Consider the following 20221-nt stretch of genomic DNA (forward strand, 5'->3'; position numbering starts at 1 on the left):
TTGAGTCGTCGATGGAACCGAACGCTCGTCTCATACAGCTTTCTCCCGCGCGCCTGGCCGGCGTACGCCGCCGCATCGGCGACCACTCCGACAGGACCGTCGTCGAAGCGTGCGCCATCGGGCTGTCGTACTGGGCGACGGGCCTGAGCCCCGACGGCATCGACCTCACCCCGGGCACGCTGTTCGCCGACGTCCTCGGATGGGTCGACAACGGCGGTGCAGCGCACGGAGGTTGGGAGATCGGCGCGGACGGCCGGAGCATCACCGTCCCGGAAGGCGTCGTGCCGGCCGACGCCCAGCTCGCGCTGGACGACCTGGCCGACTTCCCCGACCGGCCCATCGGCACCATCGGCCCGTCCGGCATGGCGGCAAGGCTCCAGACCCTGGCCGAGTGGAACGACACCAGGGCCGACCGGGCCCGCCCGACCATCGTGGAGATGTTCCGCGAGCAGGCGCGGACCAGGCCGGACGCCGTCGCCGTCACCGACGAGAACCGCTCGCTGACCTACCGTCAGGCAGCCCGGCTGTCCAGCCAGTTGGCACACCATCTGATCGCACGTGGACTCGGCCCCGAACAGGTCGTCGGCATCTCACTGGACCGCAGCGCCGACATGGTGATCGCACTGCTCGCCGTGCTCCAGGCGGGGGGCGCGTTCGTCCCGCTCGATCCGCAGTGGCCGGCCGAGCGGCGAGCCGTCGTCATCGAAGACGCCCGGGTCGTGGTGCAGCTCAACGGCTCGGGCGAGCACGACCCGAGTGAACCGCAAGCCGTGGCGGTCGACCTCGGAGACTGGCGGTACGGCTCCTGCTCCGCCGAGGGGACCGGGGTCACCGTCCTCGGCGACGCCCTCGCCTACGTGATCTTCACGTCCGGTTCGACCGGGCGGCCCAAGGGCGCGATGATCCGGCACGAGGCGATCAGCGAGCGCCTGCTGTGGCAGGTCGATGAGATCCTCAGCTTCGGGCACGACGACGCGTCGCTGTTCAAGGCCCCGCTGTCCTTCGACATCTCCATCAACGAGATATTCCTGCCACTGGTGTCCGGCGCCAGGCTGGTGGTCCTGCGGCCCGGCGGCGAACGCGACCCGCACCACCTGCTGAGCGTGATCGCCGGGCAGCGCGTCACCTTCACCTACCTGGTGTCGTCCATGCTGGACGTGCTGCTGGAGATCGCGGGCGACTCCGGACGGCTGGACAGCCTGCGGCACGTGTGGTGCGGCGGCGAGGTCCTGACCCCGGAACTGTACGAGCGGTTCCGCACCAAACTCGACATCCCCATGTACCACGGCTACGGCCCGGCCGAGACGACGATCGGTGTCTCGCACGTCATCTACCAAAGCGCCGCGGAACGCCTGTCGACGTCGATCGGCAAGGCCAACCCCAACACCCAGCTGTACGTGCTGGACGACGAACTGCGCCCGGTCCCGGCCGGGGTCGGCGGTGAACTGTACGTGGGCGGATTCCTCCTGGGGCGCGGGTACGTCAACGCGCCCGGACTGACGGCGTCCCGGTTCGTCGCCAACCCCTTCGCGAACGACGGCTCCCGGCTGTACCGGACCGGTGACCTCGCACGGTTCGCCCCGGACGGATCGCTGGACTTCCTCGGCCGCGCCGACAACCAGATCAAGATCCGCGGCATGCGGCTGGAGATCGAGGACGTCGAGGCCGGCCTCGCGGAGCACCCCGGCGTACGGCACACCTGCGTCGTCGCGAAGAAGAACGCGGCGGGCGGCACCTACCTGGTGGGGTACGTGATCCCGGCCGCCGGGAGCGAGGACCTGCACGCGGACGAGGTCAAGGCGTGGGCCACCAAGCACATGGTGGAGTACATGGTGCCCGCCCATGTCGTCGTGATGACGAAGTTCCCGCTCACCGCGAACGGCAAGCTCGACCGGAACGCGTTGCCGGAGCCCGCCGTCGGGACGGGCGCGATCGTCGCGCCCACCACCGACAACGAGCGCGCGGTGTGCGCGGCGGTCGCCGCCGTGCTGCGGCTCGACGAAGTCGGTGTCGACCAGGACTTCTTCCAGCTCGGCGGAGACAGCATCCTGGCGATCTCGCTGCTGAGCGCGCTGCGCGACGCGGGCCTCCACGTCACGGCACGGCAGATCTTCACCAACGCCACCGTGGGGGCGCTGGCGGCGGTGGCAAGCCGCGAAGTCGTCTCCACGGTGGACCACCGCGATGTCGCGACCGGTCCCATCGTGGGATCGCCGATCGTGCAGTGGCTCGGCGAGACCACGGACGCGATCGACGGATTCGTGCAGTCGGTGGTGCTGAACACTCCGGCTGACCTGACCGCCGACGCGCTCGAGGTGATCCTCACCGCCGTGGTCCGGCGGCACGCCATGCTGCGCGCCACGCTGGTGCGCGGCGACCGCTGGAGCTTCGACATCCCGGAGGCGGACCAGGCAGCCGCTGTGGGGTGGCAGGAGAGCGACCGGCCGCTCGACGAGTGTGTCGCGCTCGCCACCGAAGGGCTGGACCCGGCGGACGGCGTGATGCTGCGTGCCGTCTGGCGGCGCGAGGCACGCCAGCTGGTCCTGGTCGCCCACCACGTGGTGATCGACGGCGTGTCCTGGCGGATCCTGATGGACGACCTGGCCACGGCCTGGCGGCAGTTCGCCTCCGGCGAGCCCGTCGCGCTGCCCGAGGTGGGCACGTCGTTCCGGCGCTGGACGCAGATGCTGGAGCGCGCGGCGTTCGACGCCGACAGTTCCTACTACCGGCGTCCCCTGCCGGGAGCGGACCAACCGGTGGGCAGGCGCGAGCTGTCCGAAGCCGACACCGTCGCCGGCGAGCGACTGCGGACCGTATCGGTCGGCCCCGACGTCACGGCCGCGCTGCTCGGCGACATACCCGCGAAGTTCCACGCGGGCGTCAACGACGTACTGATCACCGCTCTCGCCGTCACCCTCGCCCGGTGGCGCCGCCACCTCGGGCAGGACCAGACGTTCGCGCACATCGAACTCGAGGGTCACGGCCGCGAAGGAGAGTTCGTCGCGGGCTCCGCCGGTCTCGAGCCCGAACTCTCCCGGACCGTGGGCTGGTTCACCACCCTCTTCCCGGTGACCGTCGACCCCGGCGCGGCACCCGACTTCACCGCACCCGCATACCTGGCCGCCGCACTCAAGGCGGTCAAGGAAGACCTCGCCCAGGTGCCGGACAACGGCGTCTCCTACGGTGCCCTGCGCTACCTGACCCACACCGGGTTCGACGCGCCCGCACCTCAGGTCCTGTTCAACTACCTGGGCCGCTTCGACACGGGCGGGTCCGGGGACTGGCAACTCACGGGCACCACCACTGGCCGGCTGGGCGAGAAGCGCGACCCGAGCATGAGCCTGCCGCGCCCCCTGGAGTTCAACGCGATCGCCGAACCCGCCGCCCAGACCGGCGGGTACCAGCTGGTCACCACGATCTCCTGGCCCGACGGGATGTTCACCGACGAGGACATCGCGACCCTCGGCGAGTACTTCCGGGCGGCCCTGGCCGGGCTTGCCGCGCTCGACCAGGGCGGCCACTCTCCCAGCGACTTCAACCTGGTGCCGCTCACGCAAGCCGACGTCGACACCCTGGACGGTCCCGCGCTGCGAGACGTCCTGCCGCTGACCCCGTTGCAAGAGGGCCTGTACTTCCACTCGGTCTTCGACGACGATTCGGCGGCAACCTACGTCGAACAGCAGCTGCTGACGCTGGACGGAGAGGTGGACGCCGGCCGGCTCGCGGCGGCGGCCACCCGGCTGCTCACGCTGTTCCCGAACCTGGCCGCGCGGTTCGTGGCCCTCGCGGACGGCCGTGTGGTCTCGGTGCTGGAGAGCGGTACGGAAGCACCCTTCACCACGCTGGACCGCCCCGGCATCACCGACGACGAGATACGCGACCACGCCGAGCGGGACCGCCGTGCCGGGTTCGACCTGGCCACCGGCCCGCTCATGCGGTACACACTCATCCGCGCGGGCTCCGGACGGAGCGTCCTGGTGCAGACCGTGCACCACATCATCGCCGACGGCTGGTCGGTGCCGCCGATGCTCCGCGCGCTGCTGGCCGAGTACCACGCGCCGGGGACCGTGTACCCGATCGGCGGCTTCCCCGACTACGTACGCCGGCTCGCCGGACGCGACGACGACGAGAGCGACCGGGTGTGGCGCGAGGAACTCGCCGAGCTGCCCGGCCCCTCGCTGGTCGCCGAGGGACACACCCCGTCCGGCCGGTTCGCCGACACCGCCGTGGAGCCGGGCGACGACATCGACGCGGCCGCCCGGTCGGCCGGCGTGCCGCTGAGCGTGGCCGTGCACAGCGCCTGGGCGGTGACACTGGGCGGCATCCTGCACAGCAGGGACGTGGTGTTCGGCTCCACGGTGTCCGGACGCGACGCCGACGTGCCCGGCATCGAGGACATGGTGGGGCTGTTCATCAACACGATCCCCGTGCGCGCCCGTTGGACCGGCACGACCACCGCGCAAGGCCTCCTCGCCTCGGTGCGGGCACACCACAGCGCGGTGCTGCCGCACCAGCATGTCTCGCTGGCGAGGACCGGCCGCCAGGCCGGCGCCGGCCCCCTGTTCGACACCCTGGTGGTCTTCGACGTCGCGACCGATACGGACGCTCTGCGAGGGCCCGGCCATACGCTGGTCATCACCGACATCGTGAACGAGGGCGCCCCGCACTACCCGCTGACCCTGGTCGTCGAACGCTCACTCGACGGCCGTCCCCGCTTCGACCTGATCTACGACGGCGAGCTGCTGCGGGAGGCGAGCGCCCGGGCGATCCTGCACACCTTCACCACGACTCTCACCGGCCTGCTCACCCGGCCCGACGCCCTGGTCGACTCCCTGGCACCCGAGCGCACCCGGAAACCCGCGCCGATCACCCCGACGACCCTGGGCGGACTGTTCGACGCCGCCGCGCACCGCGCCCCGGCCGCCACCGCCGTCACCCAGTGCGGTCTCGACGGCGGTACCCGGTCACTGACGTACGGCGAACTGGCGCACACCAAGGACGCGTTGGCCTCGTCCCTGCGCGCGGCCGGTGTCGGGCCGGGCGAGCGGGTCGCCGTCGCCGTCCCGCGCTCCGTCGAGCAGGTCGTCGCCCTGGTCGCGATCGTCAGCGCGGGCGGCGCGTACGTGCCGCTGGACCTGGCGTACCCGGACGAACGGCTGCAGTACATCCTCACCGACGCCGCTCCGCAGGTCGTCCTCGTGGACCGTGAGCAGCGGGACCGCTTCACGCGGCTGCTGGCCCGGGCGGGCGTGCCGGCCCGCCTGCTCGTCCAGGGCGACGAACTGCCGATGGCCACCACCGGGCCCGAGCGTGAGGCCGGCCGGCACGATCCCGCGTACGTGATCTACACGTCCGGATCGACCGGCCGGCCCAAGGGGGTCGTCGTCCCGCACTCCAGCGTGGTCGCGCTGCTCGCGAACACCCAGCCCGACATGGGCTTCGGCCCGCACGACGTGTGGGTCCAGTTCCACTCCTTCTCCTTCGACTTCGCGGTCTGGGAGCTGTGGGGCGCCCTGGCGTACGGCGGTGAGCTGCTGGTGCCGGAGTACGGGCTGACCCGCTCCCCGGTCGACTTCCACCGGCTGGTCCGCGAGCACGCAGTGACCGTGCTCAACCAGACGCCGTCGGCGTTCTACCAGTTCATCGAGGCCGACCGGCATGCCGGCGAGCCGCTGCCCGCACTGCGCCGGATCATCCTCGGAGGCGAGACGCTGGACCTCGGGCGGCTGAGCGGCTGGGTCGAACGGCACGGCACCGCCTCGCCCGAGCTGGTCAACATGTACGGCATCACCGAGACCACCGTCCACGTCACCCACCGGGTGCTGACCGACGAGGACTTCGCCCTCGGCGACGACGCCAGCCCGATCGGTGGTCCGATACCCGGCCTGGTCACCTACCTGCTCGACGACCGGCTCCGACCGGTGCCGCCGGGCCGGGTGGGCGCCATCTACGTCGCAGGCGACCAGGTGTCGCTCGGCTACCTGGGCAGGCCGGGGCTCACCTCAAGCCGGTTCGTGGCGGACCCGTTCGCGGGCGGCGGCTCACGCATGTACCACACGGGCGACCTCGCCCGCCGCACCCTCGACGGCGAGCTGGAGTTCACCGGCCGCGCCGACGACCAGATCCAGCTCAAGGGATTCCGGGTCGAGTTGGGCGAGGTCGAGTCCGCGATCAGGGAACTCGACGGTGTGGTCGACGTCGCCGTCACCGTGGCGGACAGCGGCGACCACCTGGTCGCGCACGTCGTGGGCCGGGTGCCCGGCGACTGCGCCGACCTCCTGGCCGCCAAGCTGCCCGTGCACATGGTGCCGGGCCGGGTGCTGCCGGTCGACGCCCTGCCACTGACGGTCAACGGCAAGCTGGACCGCAAGGCCCTGATCGAGCGGGCCGCACAGGACGACACTCCGGTGGCCGGCACCCCGGGCAGCAGTGACTCCGCCCTCGCCGCGCTGATCGGCATCTTCGCCGAGACACTGCCCGGCCGCGACGTGCACGGTGACACCGACTTCTTCAGGGCCGGGGGCGACAGCATCGTCGCCATCACCGTGATCAACCGGGCCCGGGCGCTCGGCCTGCGGATCGCGCCCCGGGACGTGTTCCTGCTCCGGACCCCCCGCGCGCTCGCCGAGCATGTGGGTGCGAGTACACCACAGGCCGCGGCAGCGCCGGCTCCCGCCCGCGGCGAGGACGGCCCGCTGACGCCGACACCGATCATCCTGCGCCAGCGGGAACTGGGCGGATCGCTCGCCCGGTTCGCCCAGGCCAGGACGCTGGTGGCCCCCGGGGGCGCCGGGATCGCCGACGTCGAGCGCGCCGCGAACGCCGTTGTGGCCGCGCATCCGGCCCTCCGGTTGCGGCTGCGTGCCGAGCACGGCGTGTGGGCACTGCGCACCGAACCCGCCCGCGCGGTCACCGTCGTCCGGCCGGAGACGACCGATGCGACAGCGGCGGCGAACGAGGCCGCCGGACGGCTCGATCCCGAGTCCGGGGACGTCATCGCGTTCTCGTGGCTGGAGGCGAGCCGGACCCTGGTGGTCACCGTGCACCACCTCGCCGTCGACTCGGTCTCCTGGCTGGTCCTGCTGGACGATCTGGCCGCCGCCCTGCGCGGGCAGACCCTGACACCGCCGACCACCTCGTACGCCGAGTACGCCGAAGCCCTGACGCTCCAGGCAGCCCGGGCGGTCGACGACCTCGGGCACTGGATCACCACGCTCCGGGCGCCCGCGCTGCTGCCCGCGGTCGAAGAGCTGCGCGAGACCACGGTCGCGCTCGCGCCCGACGTGAGCGACCGCGTGACGCGCACCGCGCCCGCCGCACTCCGCGTCGGTCCCACCGAGTTGCTGTGCGGCGCGCTGCGCACCGCGCTGACACACATCCAGCCGTCGCCCACCGATCTCGCGATCGACCTGGAGCGGCACGGCCGGGCCCCGGTCCTGGAACACCACGACTACACGCGCACGGTCGGCTGGTTCACCTCCATCGCGCCCGTGCGACTCACGGCCCACACCGACCCCGTCGCGGCGGCGCACGAGATCGCCGAACGCCAGCCGGACGAGCGCGGGCACGTCGCCTACGGCCGGCTCCGGTACCTCAACCCGCAGACGACCCCGCTGCTGAACGCCCGCCCGCAGGTGCTGTTCAACTACCTCGGCCGGGGCAGCGAGTCCCAGGCGCTGCACATCACCGGCGGCGATCAGGGCAGCCCGTACGCCGTCGAGGTCAACGCGTGGCTCGACGAGGCCACCGGGAGCCTGCACGCCGCGTTCACCCTCGCCGAGGGCATCCCCGACGAGCTCACCGAGCACTGGCTGAGCGCACTGGAACGCATCGCGGACGCCGCCGCGACGGCCGAGCGCACGGCGCCGGTCACTCCGCTCCAGCGGGGCCTGTTCTTCCAGGCCCAGATGGCCGGTCCGGCCGGACACTACGTCGCGCAGAGCTGGTTCACCTTCGACCGGCGCCTGGACACCGGCGCGCTGGCCGAGGCGATGGCGTACGTGATCGCGCGGCACCCGGTCGTGGGCGCCGGCTTCACCACGGACGACGACGGAAACCCGGTCCAGGTCCTCAAGGCGGGCCGGCGGGTCGACGTCCGTACGGTCGCTGCGTCGGCGGAGGCGGACGTCGACGCCCTGCGCGCCCAGGACCGCGAGACGGGATTCGACCCGGGCGAGCCGCCGCTGATCCGGCTGACCGTGGTACGTCTGCCCGACGACCGCGACGGCCTGCTGCTGAGCTACCACCTGCTGCTGTGGGACGGCTGGTCGCGCGAGATCGTGCTGCGGGACCTGTTCGACGCCTATCAGGCAGTCGTGGCGGGCGAGGCACGGCAAGCCGCCCCCGCCACACCGAGCTTCGAGGACTACGCCCGGGCGCTCGACGCCAAGGACCCCGCCGCATCGGAACGCTTCTGGGCGCAGCACTTGGCCGGCGTACCCGGCCCGACCCTGCTCGCCGGACCGGCGCCGGCCCTCTCGGACGGCCTGCCGCGTGCCCTCGTGGACACGCTGTCCGCCGAACGATCGGACCTGCTGCGAGAAGCGGCCAGGGCGCACGGCGTCACGCTGAACACCGTGCTGACCGGCGCGTTCGGCCTCCTGCTGGCCGCCCGCACGGGCCGGAGCGACGCCGTGTTCGGCGTGACCGTCTCCGGCCGCGAGGGCGAGGGACTGTCCGGCATCGTCGGCGTACTGCTCAACACCGTGCCCATGTGGACGCGGGCACGGCCGGGCGACACCGTTCGCGGGTACCTGTCGGCAGTGCAGGCGGCCAGGGTCGAGGCGATGGAGCACGAGCACCTGGGCCTCGGCGAGATCCAGCGGGCCGGCGGCCACGACACCCTGTTCGACAACCTGTTCGTGCTCCAGAACTTCCTGGACAGGGACGCGTTCGCCGAGATGAACGCCCGGCACGGCATCACCTCGGTGAAGGCCGACGACTCCACCCACTACCCGTTCACGTGGGTCGTCACGCCCGGCGACCGGTTCACGGTCAAGCTGGAGTACCGCGACGGCGACACCGACAACGCCCGCCGTCTCCTCGACGACTACCTGCGCATGCTCGAAGACCTGGCCCGGTCGACCGGGCCGGTGGGCGCGCTGCGGGGCCTGGGACCGGAGCCCGAGCCCGCCGGGCGCACGGACGTGGGCACGGACACCGTGGTCGACCGGTTCGACCGGGCGGCGGACCGGGAACCGCAGCGGGTGGCGCTCGTCGCCCGTGGCTCCACCATGACCTTCGCCCGGCTGCGGGACCGCAGCCGCGCGGTGGCGGGCGTGCTCGCCCGGCGCGGCATCGGCCCCGAGACGACCGTGGGTCTGGCGATCCCGCGCTCTGTCGACTCGATCGTCGCGTTGTTCGCCGTGCTGCGCGTCGGCGCCGCGTACGTGCCACTGGAACTGGACCACCCGGACGAGCGGCTCGCCTCGATCGTCGACGACGCCCACCCGGACGTGATCCTCACCGTGAGCGCCGTCTCCCCGCGGCTGGCCTCGCTGACCGGCGACCTGATCGAACTCGACCGCCCGCTGCCCGAGGCCGAGCCGTATCCGACGTTCGCGCCGGACGACCCGAACCGCCTGCGGCATCCCGCGTACACGATCTACACCTCCGGATCGACCGGGAAACCCAAGGGGGTGGTGACCGAATACGCCGGGCTCACCAACATGCTGATCAACCATCAGCGCCGGATCTTCGAGCCGGTGCTGGCCGAGCACGGCCACCGGATGTTCCGGATCGCGCACACCGTGTCGTTCGCGTTCGACATGTCGTGGGAGGAACTGCTGTGGCTCGCCGACGGCCACCAGGTGCACATCTGCGACGAGGAATTGCGCCGCGACGCGCCCCGCCTGGTCGAGTACTGCCTCGAGCACGCGATCGACGTCGTCAACGTGACCCCGACCTACGCCCAGCAACTCGTGGCCGAGGGCCTGCTCGACAACCCGGCACGGCGGCCGGCCCTGGTGCTGCTGGGCGGCGAGGCCGTGACCCCGGCGCTGTGGCAGCGGCTCGCCGAGACCGAGGGGACGGTGGGCTACAACCTGTACGGGCCCACCGAGTACACCATCAACACCCTCGGCGTCGGCACCTTCGAGTGCCAGGACCCGGTGGTGGGTGTGCCGATCGACAACACCGACGTGTACGTGCTGGATCCGTGGCTGAGGCCGCTGCCGGACGGAGTTCCCGGCGAGCTGTACGTGTCCGGCATCGGCATCGCGCGCGGCTATCTCGGGCAGCCCGCGCAGACCGCGCACCGGTTCGTGGCGTGTCCGTTCGGCGAACCGGGCGAGCGCATGTACCGCACCGGGGACCTGGTGGTCCGTCGCCCTGACGGGAACCTGATGTACCTGGGCCGCACGGACCAGCAGGTGAAGATCCGGGGGCACCGGGTCGAACCGGGCGAGGTCGAGGCCGTGTTCGCGGCGCACCCGGCGGTGCGGTTCGCCGCCGCCGTCGCCCAACCGGACCCGCAGGTCGACGGGGCCTACCGGCTGGCCGCCTATCTGGTCCTGGACGGGGCGGACCTGGCCACGGTCGCCGCCGAAGTGGGCGCCGGGCTCCCGGACTTCCTGCGCCCCACGCACTACGCCCAGGTCGACAGCATCCCGCTGACCGTGAACGGGAAGGCCGACACGAAGGCGTTGCCGGAGGCCAAGCCGCTGGGCGCGCTGACCACGGCGGGGGAGCGCGGCCCTCGGACCGGGACCGAGACCGTGGTGTGCGAGTTGTACGCCGAGGCACTGGACCTGGACGACGACGAGGTGAGCGCGGTGAGCGACTTCGTGTCCCTCGGAGGACACTCCATGCTGGCGGTGCGGCTGGTCGGCCTGCTCCGCCGTGAGTACGGCCCTGTGATCACCATCCGAGACCTGTTCACCCTGCGAACCCCCGAAGCGATTGCCCGCCACCTCGATGACAACTCCTGACACGCAGCGGCCCCGTCCGGGGTCCGGCATCCTTGGGACCGCACTGCGCCGCAACATCGGCGCCATGGTCTGGGGCACCGTCCTCATGGGCCTGTACCAGGCGGGGGAGACCGCCTTCCCCATCGCGCTCGGCCTGATCGTCGAGCACACGATGCGCGACCGGAGCCTCGGCGCGCTCGGCCTGTCCATCGCCGCGCTGGCCGTGATCGTCACGACCGTGTCGCTGTCCTGGCGGTTCGGGATGAGGATCCTGCAGAAGGCCAACACCACCGAGGCACACCGCTGGCGGGTGCGGGTGGCGGCCTGCGGACTCCAGCCGGTGGCCAGGGACGCCGACCTCAGGTCCGGCGAGGTGCTGGCCATCGCCACCGAGGACGCCGACCAGACCGCCGACATCATCGAGGTGGTGCCGCTGCTGATCAGCTCGCTGGTCGCGGTGGTGGTCGCGGCGGCCGCCCTGGGCCTGGCCGACGTCCGGCTCGGCCTGCTGGTGATCGCGGGAACTGTCGCGATCCTCTCGATCCTGAGCGTGCTGTCCGGGCGGATCGGCACCAGTACCCAGGAACACCAGGCCCGGGTGGCGCGGGCGGGCGCGAAGGTCGCCGACCTCATCACCGGCCTGCGCCCGCTGCACGGGTTCGGCGGCAACCACGCGGCGTTCCGCTCCTACCGGAAGGTCAGTACGGAGGCGAAGCTCCAGGCGATCACCGTCGCCAAGGTGAACGGCGCCTATGCGGGCACCGCGCTGGCCCTCAACGCGGTCCTCGCCGGCGCCGTGACCCTGATGGCGGGCTGGCTGGCGTTCAACAGCCGGATCAGCATCGGGGAACTCGTCATGGCCGTCGGGCTGGCGCAGTTCATCATGGAACCGCTCAAGCTGTTCTCGGAGATGCCGAAGTACGTGATGATCGCGCGCGCGTCGGCCGCGCGGATGGCGCTGGTACTGGCCGCGCCGCCGGTGATGACCCCGGGCCCGCAGCGCCCGGCCGCGGGCCCGGACCTCGAGATCGACTGCGTCCGGTACGGGACGCTGCGCAAGCTGAGATTCCAGGTGAGCGCCGGCGAGTTCGTGGCCGTCACCGCCTACCAGCCGCGCGCGGCGGCCGACCTCGCGTCGATCCTGGCCGTGAACGTCCCGCCCGACGCGTACGAGGGCGTGGTGCGGCTCGGCGGGCAGGAACTCGCCGATCTGTCCATCGAGGCGGTGCGCGAGCACATGCTGGTGAACCCGTACGACGGGGAGATCTTCGCGGGCACCCTCCGCACCAACATCGACCCGCCGGGCACCAGCCGCATGGTCCCCGAGGCCGTCGAGGCGTCCATGCTGACCGACGTCGTCGCCCTCCACCGCGAAGGACTCGACTACGGCGTCCGCGACCGCGGCGCGAACCTTTCCGGAGGGCAGCGCCAACGGCTGTCCCTGGCCCGCGCCCTGGCCGCCGACACCGACGTCCTCGTCCTGCACGACCCGACGACAGCCGTCGACGCGGTCACCGAACAGCTCATCGCGCGCAACATCGCGGAGCTGCGCCGGGGCCGCACCACCCTCGTGATCACCAGCAGCCCGGCCCTCCTGGACGCCGCCGACCGTGTCCTCGTACTGGACGGGGGAGTCATCGCCGCCGAGGACACCCACCGCAACCTCCTCGCCACCGACGAGGACTACTGCCTGGCCGTGGCCCGGTGATGCGACTGCTGACCGAGGGCCCAGGCGACATCCCTGAGGAGGGCGTGCCGCCAGCCCGCCCGGTCGTGGCCCGACGCCGACCGCGAAACCCGCACGGTCGCACCGGCCCGTTCGGCCAGGCTCTCGGCGAGCTCGCAGTGGGGGAGCATCCGCGTCTCGTGTTCCCCCACATCGAAGGCGACCCGCAGACCGGACAGGCCGGCGGGCTCCCGCAGGCGCTCGGCGATCGCACCGCCGACCGGGCCGCCCAGCGGGTCCGCCAGGTCCATGGCTTCCGGTGTCCACCAGAACGCCCCCGACTGGCAGGCGACCCGGGACACCAGCTCCGGGAACTCCAGTGCCGCATACAGCGCGCTCAGCCCGCCGAGACTCTGCCCGGCGACCACCAGCCGGTCCTGGTCGGCGCGTACGCCGGATTCCGCCACCAGCGGCAGCAGTTCGTCCCGGACCGCCCTCCACAGGCCGGGCCTGCACGCGAACTCGGCCTGCCGGTCCTTGGCCGGAACGAAGACCAGTGTGACGGCGGGCATCTCGCCACTCGCCACGGCCGAGTCGAACGCGGTCATGGCCGGGTGCAGATACAGCCAGTCGTCCCCGTCGAGCAGCAGGACCACCGGTCCGCCGCCACCCGCCGGATGGACCCGGACGGTACGCCGCCCACCGAGCCGTTCACTGGCCCAGCGGATCCGGGTGCGCGGAAGGGGCAGGACGGCATCGGCGCCCAGGACGGGCCAGTGCGGCTGGGCCGGGGCGTCCGGGGTCGCGGCGATGGACCGGTCACCGCCCGCACCGACCGGGTTGAACGGGTCGGCGTACGCCGCGTCCCCGACGACGAACCGGTAGGTCACCCGCAGCCGTTCGGGCATGCGCACCTCGGCGTACCAGCAGTCCGTGCCGCCCCACCGGCGCAGGGACACGGGCTCCGACCAGCTCTCGAAGGCGATGCTCGCCTCGGACCCGCGCCACAGGAACAAGGTCACCCAACCGCCGTCGTCGGCAGGTATCGAGGCGGGTGTCCCCGCCGCCGCCCAGAACTCGTCGGTGCCGGGTGTGCCGGGCAGGCCGAACGCGGCGAAGGCGGTCTCCCCGTCGGCCGCAAGGCCCCGCATGAACGTCTCCTTGTGAGGGGGAAGGGGAAAAGCTAGGCTCATTCCAATTAGGCAAGGCTAACCTAATCTTGGCGTTCCCGGGAGGCACTCGACATGAGCACCAACCCCTTCGACGACGCCGAAGGCCGATTCCTGGTCCTGGTGAACGACGAGGGCCAGCACTCGCTGTGGCCGTCCTTCGCCGAGGTGCCCGGAGGGTGGACGATCGTCTTCGACGAGAACACCCGGCAGGCGTGCCTGGAGTACATCGAGGCCCACTGGACCGATCTGCGTCCCCGGTCCCTCGCGGCGTCCATGGACGCGTGATCCTCCACGGCGACTGGCCAGCGCCCGCTTCCCCACCATGGGCCCGGACCACCCGCTCGCCCACCACCTGGACATCCGGCACGGCCGGATCGCGGGCCCGGACGAGGCCGTGCCCCCCTGCCCGCCCGCCAGGTCACCGACCTTCACAGCGCCACCGTGCTGCCCGGGTTCATCGACGCCCACAGGCACCCGGCTCGGACGGGCGCAGAGCAGAACACCCCGAGCATCGCCGGCCGTACGCGGATCGACGACGTACTCGCCCGCCGGCGACGGGGACGTCCAGGGGGACCCAGGCCCATCGCGTGGCGACTGCGCGGACGACCGGCGGCGTCGTACTGTCCTGAGGTGCCCGCAAAACTCGTGCTGGAAGAAGGCGATGCCCTCGAACTGCTCGCCTACCTGGTGACGGCCGCGCGGACCCAACTGGACGAGGCGGCCGAATACGCGCCGATGCGTCTGCTCACCGCCGCCGGGCGGCTCGCCGAGATGACCGAGCCGCAGGCGAGCACGGGCCTGGGGCCGCTCCTGCGTGAGGTGCGGCGGGGGATCTCGGAGACGGCCGTGCAAGCCGGCGATCCGGAAGGCTACGCCGAGCACCTCGACGCTCTGTGCCGTGCCGTCGCCGAGCACCTGGTGGCCTCGCTCGACCTGGGCGGGGCGAGGCCGTGAACGACGCCGTGCTCCAGGCGATCCGCACGCGCCGCGTCGTGCGGGCCTTCACCCAGGACCCGGTCGGCAGGGACCAGCTCGAGGCCGTGCTCGACTGCGCCCGCCACGCCCCGCACGCCGGGAACCGGCGCCTGCACCGCTATGCCGCCGTCACCAGCCCGCCCCTGCTGCGCGCCCTGCGCATGGTCTCGCCCGGCATGCTCCAGCGCCCCATGGCCGCGATCGTGGTGTGCGTCGACTGGCCCCAGGTGCACGCCTACGGCATTTCACCCGGCAACCCGGGCCCCTACATCGACGTGGGTACCGCCTGCGCGACGCTGCTGCTCGCCGCGCACGGTGCCGGGCTGGGGGCCGGGCCCGTGACCTCCTTCAGCCGAACGGCGGTGGCCACGATCCTCGGCCTCCCGCAGGGGGTGGCCCCGGAGCTGATCGTGTGCCTCGGCCACCCGGCCGCCGAACAGCCGCCCGCGATGCGGCGCCGGGGCGGGCCCGCCTGGCAGGACGTCGTGCAGTGGGAGCGCGGCTGACTCCACCCCGCCACGGCAATTCCTCACGCCGGGGCGGCCGGGGTGCGGGCGCCACGGTGCGGGATCACGCGCAGAACCCGCCGTCGACGGTGAGGACCGTGCCGGTGATGAAGGACGCGGCCGGGCCGGCCAGGAAGACGACGGCCGCGGCCACCTCCTCCGGGCGGCCGTAGCGGCCGAGCGCCATCCGGGCCGTCAGCGCCGGGCCGAGCTCGCTGTCCGCCGGCATCATGTCGGTCTCCACGGGGCCGGCCTGGACGACGTTGACCGTGATGCGGCGCGGCGCCAAGTCCCACGCCGCGCCCCGGCTGTAGCCGGCGACGGCGGCCTTGGACGCGGCGTAGTCCGCGAAGCCGGGCAGCCCGACGTGCACGGCAGCGACCGAGCCCACACAGATGATCCGCCCGCCGTCCTCCATCACGGGGGCGGCCGCCCGGATACCGGCGATCACGCCCTGAGCGTTGACCGCGTGCATCCGTGCCACGGCCGCAGGGTCCGCGCCGGGGCCGCCGAGCGGCGCGCGCAGCGAGACACCCGCATTGTTGACGAGGATGTCGAGCCGGCCGAACTCCTCGGCCACGGCCCGCACCAACCCCTCCACCTGCTCCGGGTCGGCCTGGTCCGCCCCGAAGGAGCACGCGCGCACGCCCGTGCCGCGCATCTGGGCCACGACCTCCTGCGCCTTGCCGGCCGAGGTCACGTAGCTGATGGCCACGTCCGCGCCCGCGTCCGCGAGCGCCCGTGCCGTCGCCGCGCCGATGCCGCGCGACCCGCCCGTCACCAGGGCGGCCTTGCCCTTCAGGGGCTGACACATGGCTGCCGGTCCCGGCGGCTCAGCTGCCCGGCGGGCGGAAGTCGACCGTCCGCTTCACCGCCTCGTCGACTTCCTCGACCGTCAGCAGCGGGATCGCCCTGGAGCGCAGGGCGCCGCTGGCCCGCACCGTCATCGCGATGGCGGCCATCGACAGGTGGTCGGGGAAGTCGACGACGATGTACAGGTCGTCATCTCCGTAGGCGAAGTACATCGACTCCAGCGTGCCGCCGCACGATCCGACGACCCGCTGGACGGCCTCCTTGCGGCCGCTGCCGCCCTCGCCCAGCAGACCCTTGGCCCCCTCGGCGGTGTAACTGGCCTGCACCAGATACTTCGGCATCCCACACTCCCACTGCTCCACCCGGCCACGACGCCCCCCGCCCGACCACCATCGCCCACACCCCGCGCTCTGTCCGCCCGGGCACCGCCGAACGGCCGACTCGCCGGACGGACCGGTCCCGGAAGGCCAGGGCGTCGGCTGCTGCGGACACATCCGGGAAGGGTCTCCACGACGGAGTCGCCCGTCGCCTCGCAGGCAGAAACACGCAGGACAACTGCCACTGACTCCGAGACCATCAGCCAATGACCACAGATCCGCATCTGCTGTCCCTCCGCATCGTCGTGCCACCGCTGGGAAGCCGACACGGCACCGTGGAATGCCGACCGGTCATCAACGGACGAGACATCCTGGCCGACGTGTTCGATGAGGGACCGTCAGCAGACCCCCGGTATCTGTTGGGGCCGGACGCGCCGCTTCACGCGACGGACACCCCCCGGGAGGTTCGCCTTGCCGAGGCCGAGTGCACGGAAGGATGCTGCGGCGCTGTCTACGTGACCATCAGACGCGAAGGGCACTACGTGATCTGGAGCGGCTGGCGCAACCCGGACGAAGGCGATGTCGATCTTCCAGAGCTTCGCTTCGACGCCACCCGGTACGAAGCGGAGGTCCGCCAGGCTTCGACGGACCACAGCTGGGAGTGGCCGGCCCGAACAGTCGCCAGGTTTCTGGAGGAAAGGCTCCGGGAGCATGTCAGCCGGCTGGCGGCCTGGGAATGCGAACTGGGAGCCGTCTCAGCCTGGCACTGGGAACCCGACCAGATCAACGTCTTCCTGTTCCATCCATGCCGCTCCGCGATCAGGAAAGGCCGTCCCTGGCTTCAGTTCAGAATGACCCTTCCGATCTCCGCAGACGACCCGGCTGACCAAGTGGAGCGCCTCGAGGCGCGTCTGACGGCCGAGGACCCACGTGAGGTTGCCGAGGTTTGCGGCGGTTCGAAAGAGTTTGCTGATCAGCTCGGCTACCCGTGGCCGGGCCCCCCGAAGACGTGATCTTTGCCAGTGAACGACCAGGTCGCGGGCACGGGGGCAGATCGTCGTCCCCGGCCCCCGCGACTTGCTGCACATCCGGACGCGCTGGCGAACCCGGACCACGGGGTGAAGCTCTGGCCGGACGTGCTGCGGGTGGCCGGACGCTCTCGCCGTCGCCCCCGAGCACCCCCGGGCGAGAACCGCGGCCGGCTGCAGGTGTTCGCTGAGGCCGGTGGCAGGGCTAACAGGGATTCTGGCCGGCCATGTGGCGGCCACCGCTGCCCACCAGCTCCTCACCGAGACGTCCGGCGTGCGGAACCGCCGTGCGCCGTACGGCGAGGATGGCGGCGTCGTCGCGGAGAGCCCCGCCGGTGTGCGCAAGCAGGTCCCGCCGGACGTGTTCGACGAGCATCTCGGGACCGCACCGGGGCCAGCGGGCGAGCCGCCCTTCCAGCGGGTAGAACGTGCCGTGGGCGTCGCGCGCCTCCACCAGACCGTCGGTGTACAGCAGGAGCGTGTCACCGGGCTCGAACGAGAACGTGTGAGACGTGCGGATGCCCTGCTCCAGCCCGCACATGCCCAGAGGCGGTGCCGGGGGACTCGGAACACTTGTCACCTGCCCTCGGCTGATGAGCAGAGGCGGCGGGTGTCCGCAGTGCGTCAGCCGTGCCACGAGGTCATGGTCGGGGATCTCCAGCAACAGCGCGGTGATGAAGTGCTCCTGGATCTCGTCGTCCGTCCCCGGGAACTGGGCCAGGTAACGGCACAGACTGCGGTCCAGGGCGCCGGCGAGGGCCGGGAGCGTGGCGTGGTGGTGCGCAGCCTCCTGGAAGGCGCCCATCAGCGCTGCCGCTTCCCCGACCGCGGCCAGCCCTTTGCCTCTGACATCGCCGATGAGCACGCGCGTACGGTCGCCGGTGCGGGCCACGGCGTACAGGTCACCGCCGATGCGCGCTTCCTTCTCGGCAGCCAGGTACGTGCACGAGATGTGCAGGGGTCCGAGCCGGCGGGGCAGCGGGCGCAGCAGCGCCCGCTGCGCGGCCTCGGAAACGGACCGCACCTGGGCCAGTTCCGCCGTGCGCCGGTCACGCACCAAGCAGACGATCACGGCCATGATCGAGAGGGCTGCCAGCCCGATGATCTGCGACATGTGGTTGGGCGTTGCCAGGCCCCCGTGGAACGCGGCGACGACCACCTGAGCCGCCACCGCCAGTGCGCCGACCAGCCCGGTCAGCCATGCGGTCCCGAACGAAACGGTGAGGGCGGGAGCCACGACGAGCAGCGGACCGAGGTGGATCGATTCCGGAGTCTGTACGTCCACGACGGTGATCGCAACGATCAGCACAAGAGGGAGCAGCACCAACCCGTGGGTGGAGCGCCACCGCGGCCGTGTGAAGGCGAAGCTCTGCGCAAGGCGCATATGTCCACTGTGCCCCTTTCGCCTGCGAGGCGCCGCAGGAGGAGACGTGCGGCGCCTCGGCCCTGTCACGTCAGCTGTCGTGTCCACCCTCGCACGGTGAGTGACCGTGTCCGGTACGCACGGCACGCTCGACGGTGCCGCTCTTCCCCGCCGGATCAAAGACCCGGTCAGCGCAGGCTCTCGTTGCCGTGGGCGCAGCCGCTTCCACCGCGTCCGGGGCGGCCTTGATCATCCATGTCGGAGACCGACAGGGCGGATCCGACGGAGGTCAGCCGGCCGACCGGCGCCGAGGCTCGTAGACTCACGGCGTGAGATTCACGAGCACCCCGCACTACTGCTTCCTGTGACCGGAAGACATGGAGGGCGATGCCGCACGGCGTCGCCCTCCTCGGTGTGCCTGCTGCGTGAACCATGTCCCCGGCGCTGCTCGTTCCTTCCTGCGGCAGTGACCTTCTGAGCGCGCGTGCAGGCACGGTCTCTTCCCTCTCACCGTTGCCAGGAGTGCCTTGTGCCCGTGCTGCTTCCCCCTGCCCTCGAACTGTCCCTCGATCTGCTGCGCTGCCCGACGTGCCGCACGCCCCGCCTGCACCCCGACCGCGGCGCCCTGCGCTGCCCGGCGGGCCACACCTTCGACATCGCCCGTCACGGCTACGTGAGTCTCCTGACCGGCACCCGAGCCACCAGCGGCGACGATGCGGCCATGGTCCGGGCCCGGGAGCGGTTCCTGTCCACCGGCAGGTACGGGCCCATTCTCCGGGCCGTGGCCCACCTGGCGGCCGCCGCCGTGCCCGAGCAGGGAACGGCCGTGGACGTCGGGTGCGGCACGGGCCATTACCTGGCCGGCGTACTCGACCGGCTGCCCGGCGCCCGCGGCCTGGGGCTGGACACCTCGGTGCGCGCACTGCGCTCGGCAGCCCGACGCCATGCACGAGCCGCCACGGCGACCTGGGACGTCTTCCGTCCCTTCCCCCTGGCCGACGGGACGGCCGACGTCGTGCTGGACGTGTTCGCCCCGCGCAGCCCATCCGAGTTCCACCGGATACTGCGCCCGACGGGCCGGCTGATCGTGGTGCGTCCCACCGGTCGGCACCTGGCCGAGCTGCGCGCTCAGGTGCCCGCGATGGTCACCGTTGATCCGGCCAAGGAGCAGCGCCTGCACCAGGCACTGGCCCCCTTCTTCGAGGCCGCCGTCACCGAACGGATCGAGTACCCCGCACCCCTCACCAGGCCGGAGGCCCTGGACCTGGTGGGGATGACGCCGAGCGCACGACACCTGAGCCGTGCGGACCTGGACGACGGCCTCCTGCCCGACCAGGTCACCGTCTCCGTACTGGCCACGGCCTACCGGCCCCGGTGACCACAAGCGGGCGCACGCGCCTGCTGACCGGCGAGCAGGGGGCACGCCTGACGCCCTGTCTTCCCCGTGACACGGGGAAGACAGGGCGCCGTTCGC

At 71.9% G+C, this 20221-nt stretch carries 11 protein-coding genes; 7 read left to right on the forward strand and 4 right to left on the reverse strand.

The features are described 5' to 3' along the window. Positions 1-11 precede the first annotated feature (11 nt). A complete protein-coding gene (locus IE260_RS25500) occupies positions 12-10928 on the forward strand; it encodes a non-ribosomal peptide synthetase (protein ID WP_189875771.1) in 10917 nt (3638 codons plus the stop codon). Beyond that, on the forward strand, positions 10915-12615 hold the full coding sequence (locus tag IE260_RS25505; RefSeq protein ID WP_189875773.1) for an ABC transporter ATP-binding protein: 1701 nt from the start codon (positions 10915-10917) through the stop codon (positions 12613-12615). Before IE260_RS25500 ends, IE260_RS25505 begins: the two co-directional genes overlap by 14 nt. On the opposite strand, the gene IE260_RS25510 is transcribed toward IE260_RS25505, so the two are convergent. Further along, positions 12591-13724, reverse strand: coding sequence for an alpha/beta hydrolase-fold protein (locus IE260_RS25510; protein ID WP_189875774.1), 1134 nt, complete (start codon positions 13722-13724; stop codon positions 12591-12593). The two genes, IE260_RS25505 and IE260_RS25510, sit on opposite strands and share 25 nt — an antisense overlap. A 93-nt stretch (positions 13725-13817) precedes the next feature. On the opposite strand from IE260_RS25510, the gene IE260_RS25515 reads away from it, so the two are divergent. The 3 genes from IE260_RS25515 (at position 13818) to IE260_RS25525 (ending at position 15226) form a co-directional block, all read left to right on the forward strand. Beyond that, complete coding sequence (locus tag IE260_RS25515) at positions 13818-14030, forward strand: MbtH family protein (RefSeq protein ID WP_189875776.1); 213 nt, start codon at positions 13818-13820, stop codon at positions 14028-14030. Between the two features lie 345 nt (positions 14031-14375). Next, positions 14376-14699, forward strand: a complete 324-nt coding sequence (locus IE260_RS25520; protein WP_189875779.1) for a DUF6092 family protein — start codon at positions 14376-14378, stop codon at positions 14697-14699. Continuing rightward, a complete protein-coding gene (locus IE260_RS25525) occupies positions 14696-15226 on the forward strand; it encodes a nitroreductase family protein (RefSeq protein WP_189875781.1) in 531 nt (176 codons plus the stop codon). Before IE260_RS25520 ends, IE260_RS25525 begins: the two co-directional genes overlap by 4 nt. Before the next feature lie 64 nt (positions 15227-15290). Here the strand turns inward: IE260_RS25525 and IE260_RS25530 are convergent, their stop codons facing one another. Both IE260_RS25530 and IE260_RS25535 read right to left on the reverse strand, forming a co-directional pair. Beyond that, entirely contained in the window at positions 15291-16040 is a 750-nt protein-coding gene (locus IE260_RS25530; RefSeq protein ID WP_189875784.1) for an SDR family NAD(P)-dependent oxidoreductase, read from the reverse strand. Positions 16041-16059: 19 nt separating this feature from the next. After that, positions 16060-16380, reverse strand: a complete 321-nt coding sequence (locus IE260_RS25535) for a GYD domain-containing protein (protein ID WP_189875786.1) — start codon at positions 16378-16380, stop codon at positions 16060-16062. Between the two features lie 242 nt (positions 16381-16622). Between IE260_RS25535 and IE260_RS25540 the strand changes: the two genes are divergently transcribed. After that, positions 16623-17369, forward strand: coding sequence for a hypothetical protein (locus IE260_RS25540; protein WP_189875788.1), 747 nt, complete (start codon positions 16623-16625; stop codon positions 17367-17369). 220 nt (positions 17370-17589) lie between these two features. On the opposite strand, the gene IE260_RS25545 is transcribed toward IE260_RS25540, so the two are convergent. Further along, the gene (locus IE260_RS25545) at positions 17590-18768 is read right to left on the reverse strand and encodes a PP2C family protein-serine/threonine phosphatase (protein WP_373303403.1); all 1179 of its coding nucleotides are present in this window, start codon (positions 18766-18768) and stop codon (positions 17590-17592) included. A gap of 508 nt (positions 18769-19276) precedes the next feature. On the opposite strand from IE260_RS25545, the gene IE260_RS25550 reads away from it, so the two are divergent. After that, complete coding sequence (locus IE260_RS25550; protein ID WP_189875790.1) at positions 19277-20125, forward strand: putative RNA methyltransferase; 849 nt, start codon at positions 19277-19279, stop codon at positions 20123-20125. The last annotated feature ends 96 nt before the right edge of the window (positions 20126-20221 follow it).

The organism is Streptomyces viridiviolaceus (assembly GCF_014650995.1).
GTDB lineage: Bacteria > Actinomycetota > Actinomycetes > Streptomycetales > Streptomycetaceae > Streptomyces > Streptomyces viridiviolaceus.

Excerpts from the sequence above, each read along its gene's own strand:
- IE260_RS25500 (WP_189875771.1), top strand. The coding sequence starts at position 12 with ATGGAACCGAACGCTCGTCTCATACAGCTTTCTCCCGCGCGCCTGGCC.
- IE260_RS25505 (WP_189875773.1), top strand. The coding sequence starts at position 10,915 with ATGACAACTCCTGACACGCAGCGGCCCCGTCCGGGGTCCGGCATCCTT.
- IE260_RS25510 (WP_189875774.1), bottom strand. The coding sequence starts at position 13,724 with ATGCGGGGCCTTGCGGCCGACGGGGAGACCGCCTTCGCCGCGTTCGGC.
- IE260_RS25515 (WP_189875776.1), top strand. The coding sequence starts at position 13,818 with ATGAGCACCAACCCCTTCGACGACGCCGAAGGCCGATTCCTGGTCCTG.
- IE260_RS25530 (WP_189875784.1), bottom strand. The coding sequence starts at position 16,040 with ATGTGTCAGCCCCTGAAGGGCAAGGCCGCCCTGGTGACGGGCGGGTCG.
- IE260_RS25535 (WP_189875786.1), bottom strand. The coding sequence starts at position 16,380 with ATGCCGAAGTATCTGGTGCAGGCCAGTTACACCGCCGAGGGGGCCAAG.
- IE260_RS25540 (WP_189875788.1), top strand. The coding sequence starts at position 16,623 with ATGACCACAGATCCGCATCTGCTGTCCCTCCGCATCGTCGTGCCACCG.
- IE260_RS25545 (WP_373303403.1), bottom strand. The coding sequence starts at position 18,768 with ATGCGCCTTGCGCAGAGCTTCGCCTTCACACGGCCGCGGTGGCGCTCC.